General features: G+C 56.0%; 24 protein-coding genes and 1 pseudogene. 12 read left to right on the top strand and 13 right to left on the bottom strand.

Annotated elements, in window-relative coordinates; genetic code table 11:
• Window positions 1-117 precede the first annotated feature (117 nt).
• A complete protein-coding gene (locus tag EGY08_RS11520; protein ID WP_123828498.1) occupies window positions 118-1086 on the top strand; it encodes a hypothetical protein in 969 nt (322 codons plus the stop codon).
• Between the two features lie 108 nt (window positions 1087-1194).
• Here EGY08_RS11520 and EGY08_RS11515 read toward each other — a convergent pair whose 3' ends face one another.
• Window positions 1195-2607, bottom strand: a complete 1413-nt coding sequence (locus EGY08_RS11515; protein WP_123828497.1) for a PLP-dependent aminotransferase family protein — start codon at window positions 2605-2607, stop codon at window positions 1195-1197.
• A 177-nt stretch (window positions 2608-2784) separates the two neighbouring features.
• On the opposite strand from EGY08_RS11515, the gene EGY08_RS11510 reads away from it, so the two are divergent.
• The 4 genes from EGY08_RS11510 to EGY08_RS11495 all read left to right on the top strand — a co-directional run bounded on the left by EGY08_RS11510 (window position 2785) and on the right by EGY08_RS11495 (window position 5759).
• The gene (locus tag EGY08_RS11510) at window positions 2785-2949 is read left to right on the top strand and encodes a DUF1127 domain-containing protein (protein ID WP_004098259.1); all 165 of its coding nucleotides are present in this window, start codon (window positions 2785-2787) and stop codon (window positions 2947-2949) included.
• 217 nt (window positions 2950-3166) lie between these two features.
• Window positions 3167-3631: a MarR family winged helix-turn-helix transcriptional regulator gene (locus EGY08_RS11505; protein ID WP_117075976.1), complete on the top strand. Its 465-nt coding sequence runs from the start codon at window positions 3167-3169 to the stop codon at window positions 3629-3631.
• A gap of 6 nt (window positions 3632-3637) precedes the next feature.
• Window positions 3638-4705, top strand: a complete 1068-nt coding sequence (locus EGY08_RS11500; protein ID WP_049113042.1) for an HlyD family secretion protein — start codon at window positions 3638-3640, stop codon at window positions 4703-4705.
• Window positions 4695-5759 (top strand): DUF2955 domain-containing protein, encoded by a 1065-nt coding sequence (locus EGY08_RS11495; protein ID WP_004128535.1) that lies wholly within the window; start codon window positions 4695-4697, stop codon window positions 5757-5759. The genes EGY08_RS11500 and EGY08_RS11495 overlap by 11 nt, the downstream gene beginning before the upstream one ends.
• Before the next feature lie 2 nt (window positions 5760-5761).
• Here EGY08_RS11495 and EGY08_RS11490 read toward each other — a convergent pair whose 3' ends face one another.
• Window positions 5762-6676 (bottom strand): LysR substrate-binding domain-containing protein, encoded by a 915-nt coding sequence (locus EGY08_RS11490; RefSeq protein ID WP_004098266.1) that lies wholly within the window; start codon window positions 6674-6676, stop codon window positions 5762-5764.
• A gap of 312 nt (window positions 6677-6988) precedes the next feature.
• Between EGY08_RS11490 and EGY08_RS11485 the strand changes: the two genes are divergently transcribed.
• Genes EGY08_RS11485 through EGY08_RS11475 form a run of 3 tightly spaced genes read left to right on the top strand, consistent with a single transcriptional unit; the run spans window position 6989 to window position 9256 of the window.
• Entirely contained in the window at window positions 6989-7672 is a 684-nt protein-coding gene (locus tag EGY08_RS11485) for a nucleoside recognition domain-containing protein (RefSeq protein WP_004128538.1), read from the top strand.
• Window positions 7665-8132 carry a YjiG family protein gene (locus tag EGY08_RS11480; RefSeq protein ID WP_004128539.1) on the top strand — a complete coding sequence of 156 codons (468 nt, stop codon included), beginning with the start codon at window positions 7665-7667 and terminating at the stop codon, window positions 8130-8132. The genes EGY08_RS11485 and EGY08_RS11480 overlap by 8 nt, the downstream gene beginning before the upstream one ends.
• 20 nt (window positions 8133-8152) lie before the next feature.
• Window positions 8153-9256, top strand: a complete 1104-nt coding sequence (locus tag EGY08_RS11475; protein ID WP_123828496.1) for a M20 peptidase aminoacylase family protein — start codon at window positions 8153-8155, stop codon at window positions 9254-9256.
• Between the two features lie 59 nt (window positions 9257-9315).
• Here EGY08_RS11475 and EGY08_RS11470 read toward each other — a convergent pair whose 3' ends face one another.
• The 4 genes from EGY08_RS11470 to EGY08_RS11455 form a co-directional block, all read right to left on the bottom strand.
• Window positions 9316-9570: a DUF3343 domain-containing protein gene (locus tag EGY08_RS11470; RefSeq protein WP_004128543.1), complete on the bottom strand. Its 255-nt coding sequence runs from the start codon at window positions 9568-9570 to the stop codon at window positions 9316-9318.
• Window positions 9567-10334, bottom strand: a complete 768-nt coding sequence (yjiL, locus tag EGY08_RS11465) for a putative 2-hydroxyacyl-CoA dehydratase activator YjiL (RefSeq protein ID WP_049113049.1) — start codon at window positions 10332-10334, stop codon at window positions 9567-9569. Before yjiL ends, EGY08_RS11470 begins: the two co-directional genes overlap by 4 nt.
• Window positions 10335-10342: 8 nt before the next feature.
• A complete protein-coding gene (locus EGY08_RS11460; protein ID WP_004128548.1) occupies window positions 10343-11494 on the bottom strand; it encodes a double-cubane-cluster-containing anaerobic reductase in 1152 nt (383 codons plus the stop codon).
• 82 nt (window positions 11495-11576) lie between these two features.
• Window positions 11577-11816, bottom strand: coding sequence for a DUF2164 domain-containing protein (locus tag EGY08_RS11455; protein WP_004128551.1), 240 nt, complete (start codon window positions 11814-11816; stop codon window positions 11577-11579).
• Window positions 11817-12189: 373 nt separating this feature from the next.
• Between EGY08_RS11455 and EGY08_RS11450 the strand changes: the two genes are divergently transcribed.
• Complete coding sequence (locus EGY08_RS11450; protein WP_004128554.1) at window positions 12190-13401, top strand: phosphoadenosine phosphosulfate reductase; 1212 nt, start codon at window positions 12190-12192, stop codon at window positions 13399-13401.
• Window positions 13401-14027: an IbrB-like domain-containing protein gene (locus EGY08_RS11445; RefSeq protein ID WP_004128557.1), complete on the top strand. Its 627-nt coding sequence runs from the start codon at window positions 13401-13403 to the stop codon at window positions 14025-14027. The genes EGY08_RS11450 and EGY08_RS11445 overlap by 1 nt, the downstream gene beginning before the upstream one ends.
• A 10-nt stretch (window positions 14028-14037) precedes the next feature.
• Here EGY08_RS11445 and mdtM read toward each other — a convergent pair whose 3' ends face one another.
• The 4 genes from mdtM to EGY08_RS11425 all read right to left on the bottom strand — a co-directional run bounded on the left by mdtM (window position 14038) and on the right by EGY08_RS11425 (window position 18249).
• Entirely contained in the window at window positions 14038-15279 is a 1242-nt protein-coding gene (gene mdtM, locus EGY08_RS11440) for a multidrug efflux MFS transporter MdtM (protein WP_049113053.1), read from the bottom strand.
• A gap of 163 nt (window positions 15280-15442) precedes the next feature.
• Window positions 15443-16732 carry a DUF445 domain-containing protein gene (locus EGY08_RS11435; protein WP_004128562.1) on the bottom strand — a complete coding sequence of 430 codons (1290 nt, stop codon included), beginning with the start codon at window positions 16730-16732 and terminating at the stop codon, window positions 15443-15445.
• The gene (locus EGY08_RS11430) at window positions 16725-17387 is read right to left on the bottom strand and encodes a LysE family translocator (protein WP_004128563.1); all 663 of its coding nucleotides are present in this window, start codon (window positions 17385-17387) and stop codon (window positions 16725-16727) included. Before EGY08_RS11430 ends, EGY08_RS11435 begins: the two co-directional genes overlap by 8 nt.
• Before the next feature lie 46 nt (window positions 17388-17433).
• Complete coding sequence (locus tag EGY08_RS11425; RefSeq protein ID WP_049113054.1) at window positions 17434-18249, bottom strand: AraC family transcriptional regulator; 816 nt, start codon at window positions 18247-18249, stop codon at window positions 17434-17436.
• A 29-nt stretch (window positions 18250-18278) separates the two neighbouring features.
• Between EGY08_RS11425 and EGY08_RS31065 the strand changes: the two are divergent.
• Window positions 18279-18696: pseudogene (locus tag EGY08_RS31065) on the top strand (Rpn family recombination-promoting nuclease/putative transposase); the annotation flags it as partial.
• A gap of 178 nt (window positions 18697-18874) precedes the next feature.
• Entirely contained in the window at window positions 18875-20245 is a 1371-nt protein-coding gene (locus EGY08_RS11415; protein ID WP_087828875.1) for an NAD-dependent succinate-semialdehyde dehydrogenase, read from the top strand.
• Between the two features lie 45 nt (window positions 20246-20290).
• On the opposite strand, the gene EGY08_RS11410 is transcribed toward EGY08_RS11415, so the two are convergent.
• The 3 genes from EGY08_RS11410 to yjiA form a co-directional block, all read right to left on the bottom strand.
• Window positions 20291-20611: a hypothetical protein gene (locus EGY08_RS11410; RefSeq protein WP_004128569.1), complete on the bottom strand. Its 321-nt coding sequence runs from the start codon at window positions 20609-20611 to the stop codon at window positions 20291-20293.
• Window positions 20611-21156: a YfaZ family outer membrane protein gene (locus tag EGY08_RS11405; protein WP_087828874.1), complete on the bottom strand. Its 546-nt coding sequence runs from the start codon at window positions 21154-21156 to the stop codon at window positions 20611-20613. Before EGY08_RS11405 ends, EGY08_RS11410 begins: the two co-directional genes overlap by 1 nt.
• Before the next feature lie 348 nt (window positions 21157-21504).
• Window positions 21505-22461 carry a GTPase gene (gene yjiA, locus EGY08_RS11400; RefSeq protein ID WP_004128572.1) on the bottom strand — a complete coding sequence of 319 codons (957 nt, stop codon included), beginning with the start codon at window positions 22459-22461 and terminating at the stop codon, window positions 21505-21507.
• Window positions 22462-22471 lie beyond the last annotated feature (10 nt).

Genomic DNA, 22471 nt, shown 5'->3' with positions numbered 1-22471 from the left:
GCGCAAATTCTACACACAAAATCAGATGAAATCATTACACTCTATGTGCATTATTTGTCTTAAGTTTCTGTTTTAGATGAATTCGTGGATCCTGTACTCAACATATAAGGTTTTAATATGGAAATTATTAAGATTTGGAAATCCTTTCTTAAACATTTCAAACAGAAAAAATTAGACTCTGCGGTGGTTATCTACGGAGCGATCGCCATCTATTTAATTCCCTATAAATTTCCGTTGAAAAGTTACCTGGTTGCGTTTCTTTTTATATCTATTTTAATCTTCGCATGCACTCAAGAATTTCGGCTTAGAGAATATATTAACTTCTTTGTACGTACATGCAACGACCATTTACTGACTCGATTTGCTGGTATTCTATCGCTAACTGCATGGTCAATTTTTTTGCTTTTATTGTTGTCTGCTAATGTGTTTGTAAATACTATAACGTATTGGTTAGCGATTTTCTTTTCGCTCCTCATCCTCATTAGCAGTATTTTAACGGTTTTAGATATTGCCAGAAATAATACAGCAAAAACTCTTAAAATAATCGGTCTGGCGGTTACCGTATTTTCAGGTGTGTTTACATTTACCAGTAGCTATTCAGCCAGTATTTTCTGGCAAATTAGTAATCTGGAGCTATCGTCCTCTCCATGGTTAGAATATTGCTGGAAAGCCACAGCATTTCTTATGTTCTTCTTGTGGTTATCACAGCCAATTTGTTATGGATTGTTTATCATTTACGGTGATAAAGCGAAAGGGTATCGAATATTTACATTAACCGGCGCCTTTATTATGTCAGTTTTTTTGTTTCTGCTTGTTCCTAAACTGTTTGGTGATGCTGCTTATTATGTGTTAAACAGAACCATCAATTTTGAATGGCGTGATGAAGCAAAATGCGGCGATCTAAAAGTGAAGAATAAAAATGAAAAATACTTTGGCTTTAATACTGATAAATATACCGTTTTTTATACAGATAAAAATGATAAATGGGGTTTCTATGAGCTTACTTGCCAAAAAGGCAGTAACAGGAAAGATTTTTATGCAGTCGAGTATTTACCTGAATATAATATTCCCGCGTGGTTAAAATAATAGAAACGTTTTCCCCGGAGGCGGCGCTTGACGCGCCTTGTCCGGGCTACCGGCCCGCAGACGATGGGGAACCGGTAGTCCCGGTCAACGCAGACTCACTCCGGCGCCTCACTCCATCGCCACTTTCACCGCTTCCCCCAGCTGCACCATCACCTCTTTATGCTTCTCGATCGGCGGCAGGGCACAGTTGATCCTTAAGCAGTTGCGATATTTCCCGGATGCTGAAAACAGCGATCCCGGCGCGACCTGGATTTTCAGCCGGCACAGCTGCTTCGCGACGCAGACCATATCCACCTGCTCCGGCAGCTCGACCCACAGCATAAAGCCGCCTTTCGGGCGGGTAACGCAGATTCCGCAGGGGAAAAACTCCCGCAGCCAGCAGGTGTAGATCTCCATATTACGCTGGTAGATCTGCCGCATCCGCCGCACGTGGCGGTGATAGTGGCCTTCGCGAATAAAGTTACAGGCCGCCAGTTGGGTGGAGGGGACGTTGGTGCCGCTGGCGGCATATTTCATCTGCAGCAGACGATCGTAATAACGGCCGGGGGCAATCCAGCCGATGCGCAGGCCGGGAGCGATGGTTTTGGTAAACGAACTGCAGAGCATCACCCGGCCGTCGATATCCCAGGAATGGATGGTGCGCGGGCGCGGGTATTCGGTCGCCAGTTCGCCGTAGATATCATCCTCAAAGATAACGATATCGTGGCGCTGGGCGAGGCACAGCGCCGCCCGCTTGCGGGCATCCGGCATGATAAATCCCAGCGGATTATTGCAGTTGGGGACCAGGATCACCCCTTTGATCGGCCATTGATCGAGCGCCAGCTCTAACGCCTCGATGCTGATCCCGGTTTCCGGATCGGTGGGGATCTCGATGGTTTTTAACCCTAATCCGCGCAGCATCTGCATGGTGCCGTAGTAGCAAGGGGATTCGACGGCGACGATATCGCCGGGCTGGCATACCGACAGCAGCGCCAGCGACAGCGCGCTGTGGCAGCCGCTGGTAAGTACCAGATCGTTGGCGGTGACCACCGATCCGCCGTCGAGCATCAGGCGGGCGATCTGTTCGCGCAGCTCGCGACGCCCGGCCAGCTCGTCGTAGTTCAGTACTTCGCTAAGGTTGTGCTGAATTGCCCGGCTCAGCTCGCGCCAGATAGGCTTCAGGCTCGGCTGAGTGACGTCCGGCGAGCCGCCGCCGAAGGGGATAATCGATTTGTCGTGGCGGGCGTCGAGCATGGTCAGCACCTGATCCCACTGGGTGATCTCGACGGGGCGCTGGACCGGACGCGACATCGGCGGTACCGGCGGCTGGGCTTTACGCGGGGCCACGAAATAGCCGGATCGCGGCTGCGGCACGATCAGCTGCTGCTGTTCCAGCATCTGGTAGGCCTGCTGAACGGTGCTGATGCTGACACCGTGTTCCTGGCTCAGGCTGCGTACCGACGGCAGCTTTTCGCCGGGTCGATACAGCCCCTGTTCGATGCGTTCTGCCAGCATGCTGGCCAGATGTTGATAGCGGGTCATGCTGTATCCTTGATCGTCGCCATACAGATCAATAAACCAGTACAGATTGGCGGTAAAAATGAGGTCTGCTGTACGTTTTAGCGAATCTGTATGTTAAAGAAAAGTATTTTGTGAATCTGTATTGTTTAGCCCCGGATCCGTGAAGATAAAGCCTCTGGCAAGGTGAGGAGGTAGAGGATGGAATTTCACGAGAATCGGGCAAGACAGCCGTTTATCGGCTTCGTATTTCTGGCGCGGATAATCAAAAAATGGTGGCTTCGTGAACAAACACGCAGGACATTGCAGCGTATGAGCGACGAACAGCTAAAAGATGTCGGGCTGCGTCGGGATCAGATCAATTAAAAAGTGCGATTTTTTCCCTGGCATTTCCCCGGAGGCGGCGCTTGAAGCGCCTGTCCGGGGGGCTACCAAACCGCGCAGTTCTGTAGCCCCGGTAAGCGCAAGCGCGACCGGGGATAATACATTCATAAAATTTATCAATTCATGCTTATCCACTCTTCGTTTCTTGATACTTATCGTGATAAGTATTATTTTCCTTAGCGTTAAGTGAGGAAAAAAGATGACCGAAGACGACCTGTTTGCCCGCCGCCCGATGGGGATGCGTATGGCGATGGTGGTGCGCCAGTGGCGCGCGATTATTGATTCTGCCATTACCGACACCGGCCTGACCCAGTCAAGCTGGACGGTGCTGATGCAGCTGCATCAGCTGGGGAATAACGTCTCGGTCAGCGAGCTGGCGGAGGTGCAGGGCATTGAACTGCCGCCGCTGATGCGCACCCTCACGCAGCTGGAAAAGCAGGGCTATCTGCTGCGTTCTACATCGCCTTATGACAAACGCATACGCCTGCTGACGCTGACGGCGGAAGGCCGCGCTATTCTGGAGAAGCTGAACCGCGTGATTGAGACCTATCAACAGCGCGTCACCGAAACCCTCCCTGAAGCGCAGCTCGCCGCCTTTAGCGCCACGTTAAATCAAATCGCCTGCAATCTGCGGACTATCCGCGAAGAAGATAACAAGATCTAAAACACTATGATGACCCCTGAACAGAAATTTGCCCGCTGGGTAAGGGTGAGTATTGCCGCCTTCCTGGCCATATTCGCCTGGTTTATCGTTGCCGATATCTGGATCCCGCTCACGCCGGACTCCACCGTGATGCGCGTGGTCACGCCGGTCTCGTCGCGCGTCTCCGGCTATGTCTCCCATGTCTATGTGCACAACAACAGCCAGGTGAAGAAGGGCGACCTGCTCTATGAACTGGATCCGACGCCGTTTATCAATAAAGTGGAAGCGGCGCAGATCGCCCTTGAACAGGCGAAACTCAGCAACCAGCAGCTGGACGCGCAGATCGCCTCTGCCCGAGCCAACCTGCGCACCGCCCAGTACACCGCGCGCAACGATAAGGTGACCTTCGATCGTTACCAGCGCCTGAGCACCATGCAGAACGTCTCTCAGTCGGATCTGGATAAAGTGCGTACCACCTGGCAGACCAGCGAGCAGTCGGTCAGCGCGCTCAACGCCAGTATCCAGAATCTGCTGATCCAGCGCGGCGAGCGTGACGATGAGCGCAACGTCACGCTGCAGAAGTACCGCAACGCGCTGGAAGAAGCGCAGCTTAACCTCGGCTGGACGAAGGTCCGCGCGGAGACTGACGGCATGGTGAGCAACCTGCAGCTTAACCCCGGTCTGTACGCCACCGCCGCCACGCCGCTGCTGGCGCTGGTGAGCAATCAGACCGATATCGTCGCCGATTTCCGTGAAAAGAGCCTGCGCCACACCGGCGTCAATACCGATGCCGCGGTGGTGTTTGATGCGCTGCCGGGGAAAGTCTTCCCGGCGCACGTCACCAGCAGCGATGCCGGTATTCTGGCCGGCCAGGAAGAGGTCAATGGCCAGCTGTCGCAGCCGGAGCAGTCTACCCGCTGGGTGCGCGACGCGCAGCGCATGCGTATTCACGTTGCCCTGGACGAGCCGCTGGATAAGCCGCTGCCCACCGGCGCCCGCGCGACGGTACAGCTTTATAACAGCGATGGCCCGTTTGCCCGCACCTTTGCCGGCGCGCAGATCCATCTGGTGAGTCTGCTGCACTATGTCTATTAATACCCTGGCGCGGGTTTTCACCCCGCACGGCAACATCGTCTATACGGCCAACGATTTTCGCCAGACGCTGCGTATCGCCGTGGCCGGCACTATCGCACTGAGCATTTCGACCTTCTACGACGTACAGTACGGCGTCTTTTTCGTGGTTTATCCGCTGATGCTGCTGTCTCTGGTGCCGGTATTTAACCGCCACGTGGCGCGGCAGTTTGTGTTCAGCGCGGCGGTAAACTGCGTCGAAATGGTGCTGATCGTCGGCTATCTGTCGCAGTGGCCGGTGATCATGACGCTGGTGGTGTTTGGTCTGTACGTGATGCGCTTTCGCTTTATGAGCCAGGGGCCGCTGTTTTTGCTGGGATCGATGGGCGTGGTGTGTCAAAGCACGATGCTCAACTTTATGAGCTATCCCACCAGTAACTGGCACACCCTGATGTTCTCCAATATGGAGGCCTGCGTGATGGCGGTAGCGCTGAGCGCATTGCTCAACTACTTCATCCCGGACGTTGAACCGCGCAAGCCGCCGCCGCGCATTGAAAAAGACGCCGCCCGTATTCGCCACGAATCGCTGCTCTCCGGCAGCGTGGCGACAATGATCTTTGTGATCTTTCAGGTCTGCGATCTGAGCGACTCGCTGTCGGCGCTGATGGCGGGGATTTTAATTCTGTTCCCGATGCACTATCGCGGCGCGGTGATCAGCTCGATCTGGCGTGTGGTGGGGGTAGTGCTGGCCTGCCTTTATATTCTGGTGGTGCAGCTGATTATCTACGACTTCAGCAACCATATGTTGCTGATGATGCCGCTGATTGGTCTCGGCCTGGCGTTTAGCGCCCGTCTGCACGTGATGGAGAAAGTGGGGGCTGGCGTTGGCTTCGCCAGCATCACCACCATCGGCATCATGTTCGGTCAGAACCTGCATCCGGACCAGGACCTGGTGTTCAGCGATCTGTACCGCATCACTTCCGTCACCGTGGCGCTGATCGTCACGCTGACCATGGTCTTCCTTATGCATCGGCTGCTGAACTGTTTTGCGCCAACGCGGTTTGTGGTGACCGAATAAGCTCAGGCCGCCAGCGCCCGCTGCGCGTCGCGAAAAGCGTTGTGCAGCAGCCGCCACATATGATGCGCCGCCGGGGAAAAGCGGCGGTCGGAGTTGCGTAGCAGGTGGCACTGGGCGCTGCTGGCGATAGGATGGTCGATGGGGACTGCGGTCAGAATACCGTGGGCGATCGCTTCCCGGGCGGCGTATGCGGTCATAAAAGAGATCCCCAATCCCGCCTGGCTCAGGCTCATGGCGGTGGAAAAGAGGTTGCAGCGATAGGCCGGATGAAACTGCCGTCCAGCGGTTTTGAACATGGCGTTCATATGACGCTGCAGGCCAAAGCTGTCGGTGAGCGCGATCAGGCGATATTGCGTAAGCTCATCGATGGTGACGGCGGGCAGGGCAGCGATGGGGTGCTGTGGCGAGACCACGGCGCAGATAGGGCCCCACTGGAAGCTGTGGCGTTTAAGCTCCGGGTTGCCGATGGGGCCAAAGGCGACCGCCATATCCGCTTCGCCGCTGGCGATATCGTTGAGCATCTCCTGCATGCTGCCGACAATAATATCCACGAATACGTTAGGCCAGGACTGCGCAAAGGTGCTCATCACCGATTCAATAAAGGTGGTGACCAGCCCGCCGCCAATCCTCACTGAAATTGTCCCGCCGCGCATATGGCGTAAATCCTTCAGGTGACTTTCCAGCTTTTCCCGGCGCTGGCGGCTTTCGAAGTAGTCCTCCGCCAGCAGGCGCCCTGCTTCGGTGAGCACCACGTTTCGCCCCTGCCGTTCCAGCAGCGGCAGCTCCAGCGCCCGTTCCAGCTGTGCTATCTGGCGGCTGATGACTGACGGGTTGATGCCCAGCATATCGGCGGCCCGGCGAATGCCTCCCTGAATCCCGACTTCATACAGATAGCTCATTGGCCTCTCATGCAACATCGTTTCTCGCTCCTTTGTTGACCTGTAGTCAACAATAACACCCTTTCACAGGTATTTATCATCCCGGCAAGTTATAGATAATCGTAATTCGGACAAAAACTGACAGGGAGGAAAATTCTCATCGCTTATTTCCGGCGTGCTATTAAGGTGGCAATGCTCGGGAAGGTGAAGAATAAGAAATGGTGATGATGCTGAGTAAGGGAATATGGAAAAGCCTATCAGTGAAAATAATAAATTCGAATAACAATAAATTGACATAATTTCAAATTGCAAACAATCGCACTAACATTTCATTATGTGAGAGGACAGGGTATGAGTGAAAATAAAACGTTGGAATGTTCCTCCGACGAAACGGCAAATGAGTGGAAAGTCGGGCCCGGCGCCTGGATTTCACTGATCATCGTATTGTTAGTTTTCTCCGGATTATTGTTTAAGGTTGAAGGCATGGCCTGGCTGGGGGCGTTTGACTTTACCACCCTCGGCGGCGCGTTCGGCACCATGAAAACGCCGGAAACCAACACCTTTATCGGTAGCGGCGGCATCAGCGCCAAGGCCGGCTTCCTGTTTGCCCTGTCGCTGGTGCCGACGGTGATGCTGGCGCTGGGGCTGCTGGAGATATTTACCCACTACGGGGCGATCCGCGCGGCGCATAAGCTGCTGACCCCGCTGCTTCGCCCGCTGCTCGGGATCCCGGGTTATACCGGCCTGGCGCTGATTACCGATTTACAGAGTACCGATGCCGGCGCGGCGCTGACCAAAGAGCTGTATGACAGCGACAAAATAAATCGTAAGGATCTGGTTATTATGGGCGCCTGGCAATATTCCGGCGCCGGTCTGATTAATAACTACTTCTCGATTGGCTCAGCGCTGTTCGCTTCGTTAACCATTCCTATCATTATTCCGCTGCTTTTAATGTTTGTGCTGAAATTTGTCGGCGCGGCAATCACGCGTCTGGTTCTGAATACCGCTTATAGAAGGGATTTTGAAAATGAATAATTCGGCAAAAGTCGGCAGTAACCCGTTCGATATTTTCGTTATCGGCGCGCGCAAAGGATTTAATATCGCCATCAACAATCTGATGCCGAATGTATTAATGGCCTACGTGATTGCTGAAATGCTCAATTTGCTCGGCGTGATGCAGATCATCGGCCACGTCTGCGCGCCGCTGATGGGCCTGTTTGGCCTGCCGGGCGAAGCCATTACCGTATTGCTGACCTCCTGGCTTTCCGCCTCTGCGGGAACCGGCGTGGCGGTGAGCCTGTTGAGCAAAGGCACCCTCAACGTGGCGGATATCACGATTCTGATCCCGGCGATTTTCCTCATGGGTTCGCAGCTTCAGTACATGGGGCGCCTGCTCGGCGTGGCGGATGTCCCGAAAAAATATTGGCCGCTGCTGATGGCGGTGAGCATTATCAATGCCGTCATCGCCATGCTGGTCATGCGCGTGATTGCATAATAGAAGGCAAGGAGTAAGACGTGTCGCGAACTTTAGATCATTTCAATTATCTGCACCAAATCCCTGAACTGGGCTTTGAGGAGCACAAAACGTCGGCATACATCGGCGATGCATTAGAAGCCGCGGGGTTTCAGGTTCAGCGCAACGTCGGCGGCACCACCGGCATTGTTGCCCTGCTGGATAGCGGTAAGCCGGGGCCGGTCGTGGCGCTGCGGGCGGATATGGATGCGCTGGGCCATATCATTGATGGCCGCTTAGAGGCTCGCCATACCTGTGGTCATGACGGTCACTCTTCGGTGGTGTTGACCGCCGCGGAAGAGATCCTCGCCGAAGGGCTGGTAAAGCGCGGGAAGCTGAAAATACTCTTTCAGCCCGCTGAAGAGCTGGGCACCGGGGCGATCGCGCTGACGGAAGCGGGCGTGCTGGACGACGTAGAGATGCTGTTCGGCTTCCACCTCAGGCCGCTGGAGGAGTGTCCGAAGGGCAAGGCGGTCCCGGCGATGTACTACTCCGCCTCGGCGACGGTGATGGTCGATTTCCACGGCAAAGCCGCGCATGCCGCCCGGCCTCATCTGGGCGTTAACGCGCTGGATGCCGCGTCGCACGCGGTGCAGGCGGTAAACGGGATTCATCTGGCGCCTTCGCTGACCTGGAGCGCTAAAGCGACGCGCTTTCTGTGCGATGCGGGAGTGACCAACTCGGTGCCGGCAAAAGCGCACGTGTGCTGGGATCTGCGCAGCGCGGAAAATGACGGTATGGCGACGTTGAAAGAGCGGGTAGTGCGGGCGATAGAAAGCAGCGCGGCGGCTTACGGCGCCACCGTCGATATCCAGATCGTCAAGGAGATGCCCGCCGCGATTATCGACGAACAGGCTACGGCTATCGTCAGCCAGGCGATTCGCGAAACGTTTGGCGAAGCCGGCTTAACGGCGGCGAAGAGTACGCCGGGCAGTGAGGACTTTTTCCACTACCTGCGCCTGCGTCCACAGGTGAAGGGCGGATTCTGGGGTCTGGGCTGCGACCTGCTGCCGGGGCTGCATCATCCGGAGATGCGCTTCGACCGCGCCGCGCTGGCGGATGGCGTGCGGGTGTTTAAATCCTGCATTCGCCAGTTGCTGGGCTGAGGGAACAAACCCGGATATTGTGCTCGCTGTACGCCGCCGGGCGATGATTCGCGCCTGGGTTACGCCTGCGGCGGAAACTGAGCCAGCAGCTGATAATCATCCCCGGCGACGCGAAACAGGGCTGCCGTTTGGCCGGGGAGAATCCACTTCTGTTCTTCGCCCGGCGCACAGCTCAGATAAATGCACAGCCCGCAGCCGCCGCGCAGCTGGCGCGGAATGTCCTTCACCCGGAAGGACGCCCCCGCCGCCTGCAGGGCTTTGCGCATCCGCACTACCCCCACCGTTGAGTGAAATAAAAACAGATATTCCGTCACCGGCGGCTCCTCTGACGTAAGCCGATCAGCGCTGCGCCGATCGCCCCGGCAAACTGCGCGTCGGGATGCGTCTGCACCGCCATACCCACGTGCCCCTGCAGCCTCCGCGCGAAGGCGGCGCAGTGGCTGACGCCGCCGGTAAACAGCAGCGGCCCCTGTGCCGAAAGACGACCGATAAAATTGGCGCTGCGTCGGGCCATGGCGTTGATCACCCCGGCGAGGATCGCCTCCGGCGGCACCCCGGCCGAACGCAGGCTGATGACCTCGGATTCGGCGAATACCGTACACATGCTGGTAATCGCATGGGGCTCAACGCCTTCGGTGATGCTGTCGAGCTGTTCGACGCTGGCCCCCAGCGTACGCGAGATCACTTCCAGAAAGCGCCCGGTGCCCGCCGCGCATTTATCATTCATCAGAAAATCGGTGAGATTACCCGCCTCGTCCAGTTGGATAACCTTACTGTCCTGGCCGCCGATGTCGATGACCGTCCGGGTCTGCGGGGCCAGCAGCCGCGCGCCGAGCCCATGGCACGAGATCTCGGTGACCTGCTTATCGGCGAAATCCACCAGCTGGCGTCCGTAGCCGGTTAAGGTTAAAAAGGGGCGTTCGCTCAGGCCAGCGCGGAGCGTTTCCCACGCCTCAACGATGGCGTCGGCGGGGCGAAACGGCGTCGGGCAGAGAAAGCGGCGCTGAATCACGCCGTCTTCAAGCAGGATGCCTTTGGTGGCGGTGGATCCGGAATCAATCCCTACGGTAACGGTCACGTGCGCTCCTAAAGCATCTCAATAAAGGCCGCCACGCGGGTGCTGAGCTGGCCGATATCCGCCGTCGAATAGTCGGTCTCAATGGCGATATAGGGAATGTCGTGCTGCTGGCGCACGTGGCGTTTTATCGCCAGCGACTCCACCGCGTAGGTATGGCAGGCCTGCAGAATGACGTCTACCACGCCGTCCGCCTGATATTCATCCACCATCTGGCTAAGCAGGGAGAGTCGCTGGTCGTTCGGCGAGATGCAGGAGCAGCCGATGGCGAGATATTTATCGGTCAGGGCGTCGTAAACGTCGCCCGTCTCCTCCACGCAGCGCTCGGTGGCTTTCGCGCCGGTGCAGTTTTCAAAACCGACCACCCAGCCGCCGTTGTCCTCAATGGCCTTCACCACTTTTTCCGCCGCGCCGCCGATCGGGCAGCCGGTGATCAGAATACGCGGCCGCGCCGCCAGCCGTTTGCCCTCTTGCCACTGCAGGCGTACCCGATCCGCCATGTCGTTGAGCTCATCGATCAGCGCCGCTTTATCGAAGCGGAAGGTCGCGCCGTAGACCACTTTTAAAATATCGCTGCCGCTGAGCGCGGGCGGGTTGAGCTGCCCGACGCGATAAAAGTTCGCCAGCGCCCGCCGTTCGCGGTTCTTGAGGATAATCGCCTCGCGCAGGGCGGCTTCGGTGATCGGCGTACCAAAGCGATCTTCCACTGCCTTCTGCAGGCGCAAAATTTCCGCTTTCCATAACGCTCGCGAGGCATCATCGCTGGCGCTGTTCGGCAACTGCATCACGTGTACGGCTTTGAATTCGGCCATGTATTCGTACATTTTCTTTTTGCCGTCGCAGGTGGTTTCGCCCACCACGAGGTCGGAAAAGTAGAAGTAGGGGCATTTGTCGGTCTTGCCAAAACCGTAGCTGCTTTTTATCAGCGGACAGAGGTTGCGCGGCAGATCCTTTTCCGCCTCTTCAATCGTCTCGTCGGAGGTGGAGCATAGCGACACCACCACTGCGCCGGCGGCCAGCGGAATTTCCTGCGGCATAAAGGTGCAGTAGGTGCCAACCAGCGGTATGTTTTGCTCTTTAAGCTCCATGACCGTGAGGAAACCCTGCTGGCGGGCTGCGGAGAAGTGGTCAAAGATGGCGGGTAGATCGGTGATAAGCGACATGGTTTTCCTTCCCCGTACACGGGAGATGATGAAAGAGGTCGCATTATACCCCTGTTTATTGCATGGATTTATTGATCTCCCGCTAATAGACTTTTTTCAGATCCATCTCTTCCTGAATCCGATCGCTCCACGCAAGGTGGGTGGCGATGGCCGCATCAATCCCGGCGTTATAAAACATTGGACCCAGCTCTTTCGCAATAAAGTCGACAAAGAATTCCGCGTCAAATTGCTCCAGCTCCAGCTCAAAATTCTCTTCGCAGTATTTACACAGCTTCTCGCGCAGCAGATCGCGTTGCGGCGGGCTGAGATCGATATCGCTCATGGCGTTCCTTAATCAATATTGTTACGGTGAATCAGGGCCGCTGATTATATCCGATAGCGACGCTCCCGTGGGGTTATAGCGTGATGTTTTTGGTCGCAGTGAAGGAGAATGAATAAATAGTTCAGGAGATAATTGTGACAGAGGTCACGGTATTCCCTGTGTAATGGAGACTATAAGAGATATTCTCATAACTTTATGAATTTAAATGAGATATTATGATTTTTATGATGTGAATAACATTTAGTTGCGCTCGCCTTTTTTCAGCATGTCGGTATCTGGATGAATAATCTATGAACCTGATTTCAGGTTATCTGGCTTACGGGATTTTTCTATAAGTACATTCTGACGGCGATTCATTTATCAGGGGTGAAGGATGAAACGCGTAAAACTGGATATGAATGTTTTTGACGCTGCTCTGATGCGCCTGGATTGGGTATTTGATACTTTCGAGCAGGTCTGTTTATCTTTTTCGGGTGGCAAAGACTCAACGGTATTATTTCATCTGGCGGCGGCCGTTGCGCGTAAAAAAGGGAAAAAGTTTGCGGTATTGTTCGTGGACTGGGAAGCACAGTATTTATTAACTATCCAGCACGTGCAAAATATGAAAGAGCGCTATCAGGACGTGGTGAGCCGCTTCTACTGGGTGGCGCTGCCGATGACCACGGTGAGCGGCGTATCGCAGCATGAGCCGGAATGGGTCGCCTGGCGGGCCGGTGTTGAATGGGTAAGGCAACCGCCGGATGACGCCATCACCGATATCGATTTTTTCCCTTTTTATCAGCCGGAAATGACGTTTGAAGCCTTTGTTCCGGCCTTTTCGCACTGGCTGGCTGCCGGGAGAAGCCTCGCTTCGCTGATCGGTATCCGCACCGACGAGTCGCTACATCGCTACATGGCGCTCACTTCGCCGACCAAACTGCGCTTTGAGGACGATAAGCCATGGACCACCGCCTCGCCGGAAGGGTTCAGCTACACCTGCTATCCCCTCTATGACTGGCGGACCCGCGACATCTGGATCTTTAATCACAAGTCGCGGCTCCCCTACAACCCGCTCTATGACCTGATGCACCGCGCCGGCGTACCGCTGAAAAATATGCGCGTCTGCGAGCCCTTCGGCCCCGAGCAGCGGCGCGGGCTGTGGCTTTATCACATTCTTGAGCCGGAGACCTGGGAGCGGATGTGCCGTCGGGTCTGCGGCGCGCACAGCGGCGCGATTTACGCCAACGCCAGCGGCGACTATTTTGCGCTGAAGACCAAAATCCGCAAACCGGCGCATTTTAGCTGGCGTGAGTATGCGCTCTTTCTGCTCGACAGCATGCCGGAAAAAACCGCCGAGCATTACCGCAATAAAATCGCTATTTATCTGCACTGGTACCAGACCCGCGGTTTCCCTGACGATATCCCCGATGAGCAGGAAAAAGATCTTGGCTATCGCGATATTCCCTCATGGCGTCGCATCTGCAAGACGCTGCTGAAAAACGATTTCTGGTGCCGGATGCTGTCGTTCAGCCCGACGCAGCCTAAGCACTATGAGCGTTACTGTCGGCTGGTGAGTAACAAACGTAAAGAGTGGAGGACGCTTTGATGTCACCGGATGTGGCTAAGACAGTGATTGAGTATCTCGAGTCGTTTGACGATATTGACCTGAAAATCAAAGCGATTAACGAGCTGAAGAGCCTGATCCACCAGCACAGTCCCTTCTGCCGCGAGCCGGTGGACTGCGTGCTGTGGGTCGAAGCCAACACGGTTGAGGCGAATGACTACAACCCGAACGTGATGGCGACGGTGGAAAAAAAGCTGCTGGAGCGCTCTATCGAACTGGATGGTTTTACCCAACCGGTAGTGGTAGCCCGCCAGCAGCGACGCCACCTGGTTGTCGACGGCTTTCATCGCCATCTGATTGGTAAGAGTCGCCCGGAGCTGAGCCGCCGCCTGCATGGGTATCTTCCGGTGACGCTCATCAATGCCGAGCGGGAGGGGCAGAAAGAGCGTATCGCCGCCACCATTCGCCATAATCGCGCCAGAGGCAAACATCAGATCGCGGCGATGTCCGACATCGTCCGCGATTTACATCGCCAGGGGTGGGACGACCGGCGCATCGGCGAAGAGCTCGGTATGGATGCGGATGAGGTGCTGCGCCTGAAACAGATCAGCGGCCTGACGGAGCTGTTCGCCGACGAAAGCTTTAGTGAAGCCTGGACCGTGGAGTAGCCAATGCGCGCTACTCCTGCGCCAGCGTGGCTTCCGGCTGCTGGCGTATCCGGCTTAATAAACCCGCCAGACAGCACGCGGCCGCGATCCCCGCCGCCACCCCCAGCAGATGAAAAGGCAGCCTGCCGCCGTTAAACCACAGCCAGCGCGCCGCTTCGATAGAGAGCGCGCTGACGCTGAGGATCACGATGTTCAGCGACGCGGAAACCGTGCCTTTTGGCAGATCGTTTGAAAACAGAGTAAAGCGGAACAGCGTCGGGAAGATCAGCCCGATGCCGAAAGCATAGAAGCAGGTGCCGAGCACCGACCACAGCCAGACGTGCGGCCACAGCAGGTTGCCGAGGATCAGGATCGCCAGCCCGGTCATCTGGATGGGCACCGCGCGCCAGATAAAGCGCGGGCGGGTGGGATCTTTTACCCAGCGCGCCACCGACAGGTTGGCAATAATCACCGCGCTGAAGACCGGTACCTGGGTCCAGGCGAACTCGGCGGTAGTCAGCCCGCCGTCGTCAATCAGGATAACCGGCGAGACCGCAACCCAGCTCATCAGTGGAATATAGCTGAGCGAGAGCGTGGCGGCGCCGAACAGAAAAACGCGGTTGCGGAAAACATCGCGGAAATCGCGCAGCACGCCGCTGGCGCTGAAGGGGACGTCGCCGCGCCGGACGGTCTCCGGCATATTCAGCAGCAGCCCCAGCCAGGCGATAAACCCCATAACGGCAATAATCCCGAACAGCGCTTTCCAGTGCACGAAGTGCATCAGCGCCGCGCCGGAGAGCGGGCCAATTATTGGCGCGATCAGCACGATCGAGGTAATAATCGCCATCAGCTTAATGGCTTTTGTCTGGCCGAACGCCTCCTGCACGGTGACGTAGCCGACCGTGGCGATAAAACAGATGCTGGTGCCCTGAACAAAGCGCGCGGCGAGGAACTGCTCCATTGAGGTGGTGAACAGGGTCGCGAAGCAGGCCAGGGTAAAGATCAGCGCGCCGGTGAGCAGCACCGGGCGGCGGCCGATACGATCGGAGAGCGGCCCGAGCAGCCACTGTAGCGCCATGCCGCCGGCCATATACAGGCTAACGGAGGCGGGCGCCAGCGCCACGTCGGCGTCAAAGTCGCGGACCACGTGGATAATACCCGGCTGGATAAGATCGGTGGTCAGATAGGCGGCAAAGTCATAGAGGATCAGCGCTGCCGGGAAGAACAGGGTGGCGGAATGGCGGGCAAAAAAGCGGGTCATCCATTGCAACATCGGTGGGCTCCTTGTTGAGTCTCTACGCCATAAATAGCCGTTTATGCGCGCACTATTTCAGCACTTCACACTGCAATAAATTTAGGGTCAACCTAAATATCCATGTTCTTTTAGTGGCCAATATATATTGGCGTAAGGAATACTTTAAAAACAAACAGTTGAATTAAATATGTAAATGCAGCAGCGCCGGGATTTGTGAAAACAGCCACAGCAGCAGACCGATAGTGCCGCCAACCAGCGTGCCGTTGATGCGGATAAACTGCAGGTCCTTACCAATGTTCAGCTCGATTTGTCGGGACATATCGCGGGAGTCCCAGCTTTTGACCGTATCGCTGATATGGCGCGTCAGGAAGGTGGCAAACTCCGGGGCCACCCGGTGCGCCGCCTGCTCAAGGTGTTCGTTCAGCGATTCTCGCAGCGCCTCATCGTGGAGCAGCGTTTCGCCAAACCACTGCCCGGCTTCGGCAATGCGCTGCTTAATACGTGAATCGTCGCTATTAACATCGTTTTTAACCCAGCCGCGCAGATCGGCCCATACCTCGCCCAGATAGCGGTTAAAGGTCTCATCGTTTTTCAGATAGGCTTTAATATTGTCCGCTTTTTCCGCCATCAGCGGATCGGACTTCAGGTTGTCGATCAGCTTCAGCGCCGCGCGATCGAAGGCCTGGCGGATCTGATGGGCGCGATCCTGACTCACTTCGTCGAGCAGCGTGTTAACCGCATCGGTAACCATTTCAGCGCTGTGCTCGCCAAGCCATTCGGTAGGCAGCAGTCTGGCTTTAAGCGGATGCTCGGTCTCCAGCCAGTGTACGATTCCGCGGGCAATAAACGCCCGCGAGCTGTCGCGCTGGAGCAGGGCGATCAGCTGGCTAATCAGCGAATCGAGCAGCTTCTGGTGGCGGTTATCGCGCGTCAGCCCCTCCAGCATCATGGCGCTGGTTTGGGTTAAATCGACCTTATCAATCGCTTTATGCACCGCCCGACGCAGCAGGCGCTGAATGCGCGCGTCATCGGTGAGCTCGAGAAACCCGCTCATCACTTGCAGCAGATGCTGGCCGACCCGCCGCGCGTTTTCCGGCTGGCTGAACCAGTTACCGAGCATCAGCGCCGGTTCATAGCGGCGGATCAGCGCCACCAGCGACGGCGTATCAAGAAATTTTTCCTGCACGAAATAGCCGAGATTATCGGCAATCCGATCCTTATTACGCGGAATAATCGCCGTATGTCGCGAAACGAACGGCAGCGGAATACGGCGAAACAGCGCGACTACCGCAAACCAGTCCGCCAGCGCGCCGACCATTGCCGCTTCGGAAATAGCCTTTAGCGCACCGACCCATGGCGTTGGCGGCAGCACGAGGGTAGTGATAAAAATGGCGGCTGCAATCAGCAGCAGCGAGAGCGCCAGCAGCTTGGCGCGTTTCAGTTCAGCGAGTTTTTCCATAAGCTTAAGCATATAGCCTGACGGCGAACTCGTGCAAAAACTGCCACACAATCCAACAACCAAAAGCCATCAATACGCCGCCGGCCGTGCGCTCGACTCGCCAGACGACGGCGGAAAGGCGGCGCTGCACCGACGGTAGCGCAATCAGCGTGACCAGCAACAGATCCCATATCAACACCACGCTGGTCATCCAGGCCCCGCTGACGGCCTGCTGCACCAGCGTGACGTTCGGTCCCAGCAGGGAGGTCATCAGCGCGAGGTAGAACAGCGCGTTTTTCGGATTGAGCAGCGAAGAACCCAGCCCGAGAAAAAGCTGCTTCACCAGCGGCGGGCGCGAAGCCGAGGCGCCGTGCAGCGCCAGCGTGGCCGGGCGGCTTCTGAGCAGCAGGCTGCCAATCCACAGCAAATACGCCGCGCCCAGCAGCTCAATCGCCGTAAACAGCAGCGGCGCCTGGCGCAGGATCCCCCAGCCGATAATCGCCAGAAGAATATACAGGCCGTTTCCGGCGGCGATGCCGAGACACAGGCCAACGCTGCCGCGCAGGCGATAGCGGATGGCGTAGCCCACCAGCAGAAAAAAATCGGGTCCGGGGCTCAGCAGGGCGACAAAATGGGAGAGCGCCAGCGCGGGGAAGGCGGAGGGAAAGAGCGTAGCGAGTATGTCCATAGCAACCTCAGTAATAACCTGAGGTCACCCTACGCCAGCGCGAACGCTAATTATTGTCTGTTATTGATCGAGATTGCGCATACTGGCGCGGCGTGGCGGCGGTATAGCTGACAAAGGTTTTATGAAAGTGGCTCTGGTCGGCAAACCCGGCCTGGTAGCCCACATCGGCGATATTATCCCCGGCGCGCAGACGCGTTTTGGCGAATTCAATCCGCGCGATATTGATAAAGCTGGCGGGCGTCAGGCCGGTATCCTGCTTGAAGGCGCGGATCAGCGTCTCTTTACGCAGCGAAAACTCATCGGCGAGGCTATCCAGCGTCGGCGGCGCCTGCAGATTGGTTGCCAGACGACTGAACAAACGCGCGCTGGTTTGGCTTAGCGCTGCAGGCGCGAGCGGGCGCAGCGGCAGGCCGCGCAGCAATCGGGCGACGCTTTCGGGTAACGTGGCGGTGTTCTGCTGGCTCATCAATTCCACGATTTGCAAATACCGGGCAAAGAGTTCGGCATCGCGTATTACCGGCTGGGAGGCTATTAACCGCTCTTGATGCATATCGTTGGCCAGCTGTCGCCGGCACCAGCTTAGCTCGAGATAGAGCATATGGTAGCTGCGCGGCTGGCCGTCGCGCGGATTGCAGCTGTGGGGGGCCTGGGCGGGGATAGTAATCAGATCGCCCGGCCGCAGCAGATACTCCTGCCCGTTGCAGATACAGCGCGTTTCCCCCTCGATAATCGCCCCCACGGAGAGCTGCGGATGGCGGTGACGTTTATAGGCCTGGCGGCTGTTCCAGGTACTGCGCAGCTCCAGCCAGGGCAGCTGTTCGTCGCGCCAGAAGGTTTGCTGAATATCGCGCGTATGGCTCACGATGGGCTCCTTAGCTGAGAGGGATAGCTGTTTATACCATGCCGTTTCCGCTGGTGGATATTATCGCTGTGCCTGATGACGAAATTGTCCAACATCGAAGACTCGCCTGACTGGAGATGATGCAAAATATATTTATCAGCGCGATTGGCTGGGTTTTATGGAACCTCTGACGGCCATTTTGCTTAGCGGATACGCTAATGACAGGCAGCTAACACGCTGTTTAATTACCTGATTCACTCGGGCAAAGCGCTTCGGTTGGGGAAATTTATCCGCGAAGTGGGGCGCAGGCAGGGGAAGCGGGAAGGTCGACTTGAGGGCGTTTAGGAGGGGCAGCGGGCCGAAGCGCTGCGTATTGCTCAAACGATGCTCGCCGAAGGTATGGCCCTGGAAACGGTGCTGAGAATTACCGGTTTGTCTGAGGCGGACATTCGGGCCGTTATTCACTAACTCATTGATATTAAGTTTTTATTTCTGAGCGATATATGCCGATAGGGCGATCTGTTTCATTTCTGGAAAATTCTGTATCTCTCTGAGTTTGGCCGCATCCTCAGCTATCTCGACTACCCTTAATATCCTGTGCGGTATTTATGACTGCGTTAACAGCGATAACAAGGAGACATACGATATGGCTTATCAGACGGTGAATCCTGCCAATAACCAGCTTATTAAAGAGTTTCCGGCACACAGTGACGCGGACGTAGAAGCGGCTCTGCAGAAGGCGGATGCGCTTTATCATTCGCCGTGGGCGAAAGGGGATATTGACCAGCGTCTGCCGGTACTGCATAAACTGGCGGACTTGATCGACAGCCGGGTTGAAGAGTTGGCTAAAATCGCCAGCCAGGAGATGGGCAAACTGATTGAGCAAAGCCGCGGTGAAGTGAAGCTGTGCGCGCAAATTGCTCGTTACTATGCCGACAACGCCAAACAGTTTTTGGCGCCGGTGAAGTATCCGTCAGATTTGGGCGAAGCCTGGGTTGAACACCATCCTATCGGCGTGTTGATGGCTGTAGAACCGTGGAACTTCCCTTATTACCAGCTTATGCGCGTACTGGCGCCGAACCTGGCGGCGGGGAACCCGGTTATCGCTAAACATGCCAGCATCGTCCCGCACTGTGCGGAAACCTTCGCCCACCTGGTACGTGAAGCCGGCGCGCCGGAAGGGGCGTGGACTAACCTGTTTATTTCTCAGGATCAGGTGGCGAAGATTATCGCCGACGATCGCGTACAGGGTGCGGCCCTGACCGGGTCGGAAAAAGCCGGTGGCGTGGTGGCGGCGCAGGCGGCTAAACACATCAAGAAAGCGACGCTTGAACTGGGCGGAAACGATGTCTTTGTGGTCCTGGACGATGCCGATCTGGCGAAGGCGGTGAAGATCGGCGTGCAGGCGCGGCTCAACAACGCAGGCCAGGTGTGCACCGCGGCGAAGCGCTTTATCCTGCATGAAAAAATTGCCGACTCGTTCCTGAACCAGTTTACCGAGGCCTTCCGTCAGGTGAAAATCGGCGATCCGCTGGATGAGAGCACGACGCTGGGGCCGCTCTCCTCAAAAGATGCGCTGGAGACACTGACCAGGCAGGTGAGTGACGCGGTGAAAAACGGTGCGAAGCTGCACCTGGGCGGTAAACCCGTGCAGCGTGAGGGCAGCTTTTTCGAGCCCACCATACTCACCGGTATTACCCGCGATAACCCGGCCTACTTCGAAGAGTTCTTCGGCCCGGTTGCGCAAATCTACGTGGTGAAAGATGACGATGAGGTGGTGAAGCTGGCTAACGATTCGCACTATGGCCTTGGCGGAGCCGTATTCAGCCAGGATATCGAAAGAGCGAAACGCATGGCCTCGCGGATTGAAACCGGGATGGTCTATATCAACTGGCTAACCGATACCGCGCCGGAGCTGCCGTTTGGCGGCGTTAAGCGTTCCGGGTTTGGCCGCGAGCTTTCCGATCTCGGGATTAAAGAGTTTGTGAATCAGAAGCTGGTGGTCGTGCATAAATAACGGCGTGAAAGACAAAAACCTGCCATCCGGCAGGTTTTTTTGTATTCACTGAACTTCAATCTTATCCCAGCCGCTCTTAAACATGCAGCTGTCGACGAGCGTATCTCTGCGCCCCTCATTGGCATCCTCAACCGTATAGCTGGTGGAAATATCCTTTTTCTTGTTCTTTTTGTCCGTTTTTTCCGAGCTTGAACCGGTAACGACGTTATCCGGGGGGAGATCGATCAGCGCCTGCGCTTCGCATTCCGTGAGCTTTTTATTCATCTCCGTATCGCTGACGCCCGGCTTCACCCATTTGTACTGGACGCAGCCTGACAGCAGCATGGTGAAGCTCAAAACGCAAAGCGCGGCGAAGCGGCTGTTCATCAGAAGGTAACCCCACCGCCGACATAGGCGCCGTCAATCAGCGTGTGGCCCGGGCGGCCATCTTTGCCGTCGACGCTGACATGACGATAGCCCACTTTCAGCGTCACCGGGGTGATGGGCGTCCAGCTTACGCCGCCGTTGGCTTCAACGTAGTTTTTGACGCTGTTGTTCAGGCCCTCCGGTGCGGCGTAGCCCTCACCATAGAGATGAATGCTGTCGGTCAGGGCCACATTGACGCCGCCGCCAATGGGAAAGGCTACGCCGTTATCGCCTTTTTTTGGGCCGAGGTAGATGGCTTTCGCGCCGGCGTTGAACATCACCGGGCCGAGTTCCAGGTTATAACCCGCGCCGACGCCGCCTGTCTGGGTACCGTCATCGGTATTTTTGAGCCAGTTGCTTTCCACATACAGGCCAGAGGAGGATTTCCCCATTTCCAGATTCAGGTTGGTGAAGTTCTTGCCCTGCTCAACGGTGCCGCCCATCGCGAGCGCGGATCCCGAGACGGCAGTCAACGCCGAGAGAAGAAGGATATTCATCTTTTTCATGTTTTATGCCTCATCATTACATTACGCGGAGGGCACCTTAACAATCGATTTTTATGACTGCAAATCAGCTAGCGATGACTGTTTTATGCTAATTTTGTTATTAGATATATTTATTTGTGTTGTTTGTTAGTTGTTTTTACTGCGGAGTCAATGGCTAATCTTTAGCCGTTGAGCGTGAGTTGAATCTTTTGGCTAAATATTCGCTGAACGGGCGAGAAAAATCGGTTGTTGACGCAATAATTGCCTTTCTAATTATTTCCAAAAACATTTCTGTTGTTACATATAAGAACAGAATTTTACATTTCATTCGCGCACTCCCCCTCCCGAAGAGGGGGATAAGCTGCGTGGCTACTTGCGAAGGCTCGCAAATGCGGTGCGAATCTCATCTTCCGGAAGCTGTATTCCAATAAATACCAGAGTGCTGTGCGGCCGCTCATCGCCCCACGGCCGATCCCAGTCGGCGCTGTATAGCCGTTGAACGCCCTGGAACAGCAGGCGGTTGGGCTCGCCATCGATCCACAGCATCCCTTTATAGCGCATCAGCTGTTCTGCAAAGGTGAGCAGCAGGTTTTCCATCACCCGCGATACCTCACTGATATCCACCGGATAATCAAGCTCCACTACGATAGACGACACGTCGTTCTGCTTATCGGCCATAAAGTGGAAGCGCGGTTTGCTGCTGACCACGTTCTCTTCCAGCATAAAGCCGCTGGTGTTAAACAGCAGGTTCAGGTCGATATCGCCGTGGGTGACGTTGTAAATCGGCGCGCGGGCGTTAATTCGTATCAGCCGTTCGCGGAGCTTGTCGCTGTCGCCCGCCACGTCAGTTTTGCTGAGCAGGATGCGATCGGCATAGCCCACCTGCGACTGGGCGATGGTGAACTGATTCATCTGCTGGTCGGCATGAACCGCGTCAACCAGCGCAATCACCCCATCCAGCAGGTAGCGTTCACACAGCACATCGTGAGAGAAAAAGGTCTGGATGATCGGGCCGGGGTCGGCCATGCCGGTGCATTCGATCACCAGCCGGTCAAACGCGATGTCTCCGCGATCGAGGCTGTCGAGCAGATCGAGCAGGGCGTCTTCCAGCTCGTTGGAGCGGGTACAGCAGATACAGCCGTTGGTCAGAGTTTTAATCTGCGTGGCGCGATCGCCGATAAGCTGGTTATCGATGGCGACTTCGCCAAATTCGTTTTCAATAACGGCAATTTTAAAGCCGTGCCGTTCGTTCAGGATATGGCGCAGCAGGGTGGTTTTACCGGCGCCAAGAAAACCGGTTAACAGGGTAACTGCAATCGGTGCCATGTTTGCCTCC

The sequence above is a fragment of the Klebsiella sp. FDAARGOS_511 genome, from assembly GCF_003812845.1.
Lineage (GTDB): Bacteria > Pseudomonadota > Gammaproteobacteria > Enterobacterales > Enterobacteriaceae > Klebsiella > Klebsiella grimontii.
Note: the sequence above shows the minus strand (reverse complement) of the source record. Positions and strands in the feature narration are given on the sequence as shown.

Bases quoted from the DNA above. Each gene is read 5' to 3' on its own strand.
- EGY08_RS11515 (WP_123828497.1), bottom strand. From the start codon at position 2,607: ATGACCCGCTATCAACATCTGGCCAGCATGCTGGCAGAACGCATCGAA.
- EGY08_RS11455 (WP_004128551.1), bottom strand. From the start codon at position 11,816: ATGAGCGATATCGATCTCAGCCCGCCGCAACGCGATCTGCTGCGCGAG.
- EGY08_RS11485 (WP_004128538.1), top strand. From the start codon at position 6,989: ATGAGTGAAAATAAAACGTTGGAATGTTCCTCCGACGAAACGGCAAAT.
- yjiA (WP_004128572.1), bottom strand. From the start codon at position 22,461: ATGGCACCGATTGCAGTTACCCTGTTAACCGGTTTTCTTGGCGCCGGT.
- EGY08_RS11480 (WP_004128539.1), top strand. From the start codon at position 7,665: ATGAATAATTCGGCAAAAGTCGGCAGTAACCCGTTCGATATTTTCGTT.
- EGY08_RS11430 (WP_004128563.1), bottom strand. From the start codon at position 17,387: ATGGACATACTCGCTACGCTCTTTCCCTCCGCCTTCCCCGCGCTGGCG.
- EGY08_RS11500 (WP_049113042.1), top strand. From the start codon at position 3,638: ATGATGACCCCTGAACAGAAATTTGCCCGCTGGGTAAGGGTGAGTATT.
- EGY08_RS11505 (WP_117075976.1), top strand. From the start codon at position 3,167: ATGACCGAAGACGACCTGTTTGCCCGCCGCCCGATGGGGATGCGTATG.
- EGY08_RS11460 (WP_004128548.1), bottom strand. From the start codon at position 11,494: ATGTCGCTTATCACCGATCTACCCGCCATCTTTGACCACTTCTCCGCA.
- EGY08_RS11405 (WP_087828874.1), bottom strand. From the start codon at position 21,156: ATGAAAAAGATGAATATCCTTCTTCTCTCGGCGTTGACTGCCGTCTCG.
- EGY08_RS11510 (WP_004098259.1), top strand. From the start codon at position 2,785: ATGGAATTTCACGAGAATCGGGCAAGACAGCCGTTTATCGGCTTCGTA.
- EGY08_RS11410 (WP_004128569.1), bottom strand. From the start codon at position 20,611: ATGAACAGCCGCTTCGCCGCGCTTTGCGTTTTGAGCTTCACCATGCTG.
- EGY08_RS11490 (WP_004098266.1), bottom strand. From the start codon at position 6,676: ATGTTGCATGAGAGGCCAATGAGCTATCTGTATGAAGTCGGGATTCAG.
- EGY08_RS11435 (WP_004128562.1), bottom strand. From the start codon at position 16,732: ATGCTTAAGCTTATGGAAAAACTCGCTGAACTGAAACGCGCCAAGCTG.
- EGY08_RS11495 (WP_004128535.1), top strand. From the start codon at position 4,695: ATGTCTATTAATACCCTGGCGCGGGTTTTCACCCCGCACGGCAACATC.
- EGY08_RS11450 (WP_004128554.1), top strand. From the start codon at position 12,190: ATGAAACGCGTAAAACTGGATATGAATGTTTTTGACGCTGCTCTGATG.
- EGY08_RS11520 (WP_123828498.1), top strand. From the start codon at position 118: ATGGAAATTATTAAGATTTGGAAATCCTTTCTTAAACATTTCAAACAG.
- mdtM (WP_049113053.1), bottom strand. From the start codon at position 15,279: ATGTTGCAATGGATGACCCGCTTTTTTGCCCGCCATTCCGCCACCCTG.
- EGY08_RS11415 (WP_087828875.1), top strand. From the start codon at position 18,875: ATGGCTTATCAGACGGTGAATCCTGCCAATAACCAGCTTATTAAAGAG.
- EGY08_RS11445 (WP_004128557.1), top strand. From the start codon at position 13,401: ATGTCACCGGATGTGGCTAAGACAGTGATTGAGTATCTCGAGTCGTTT.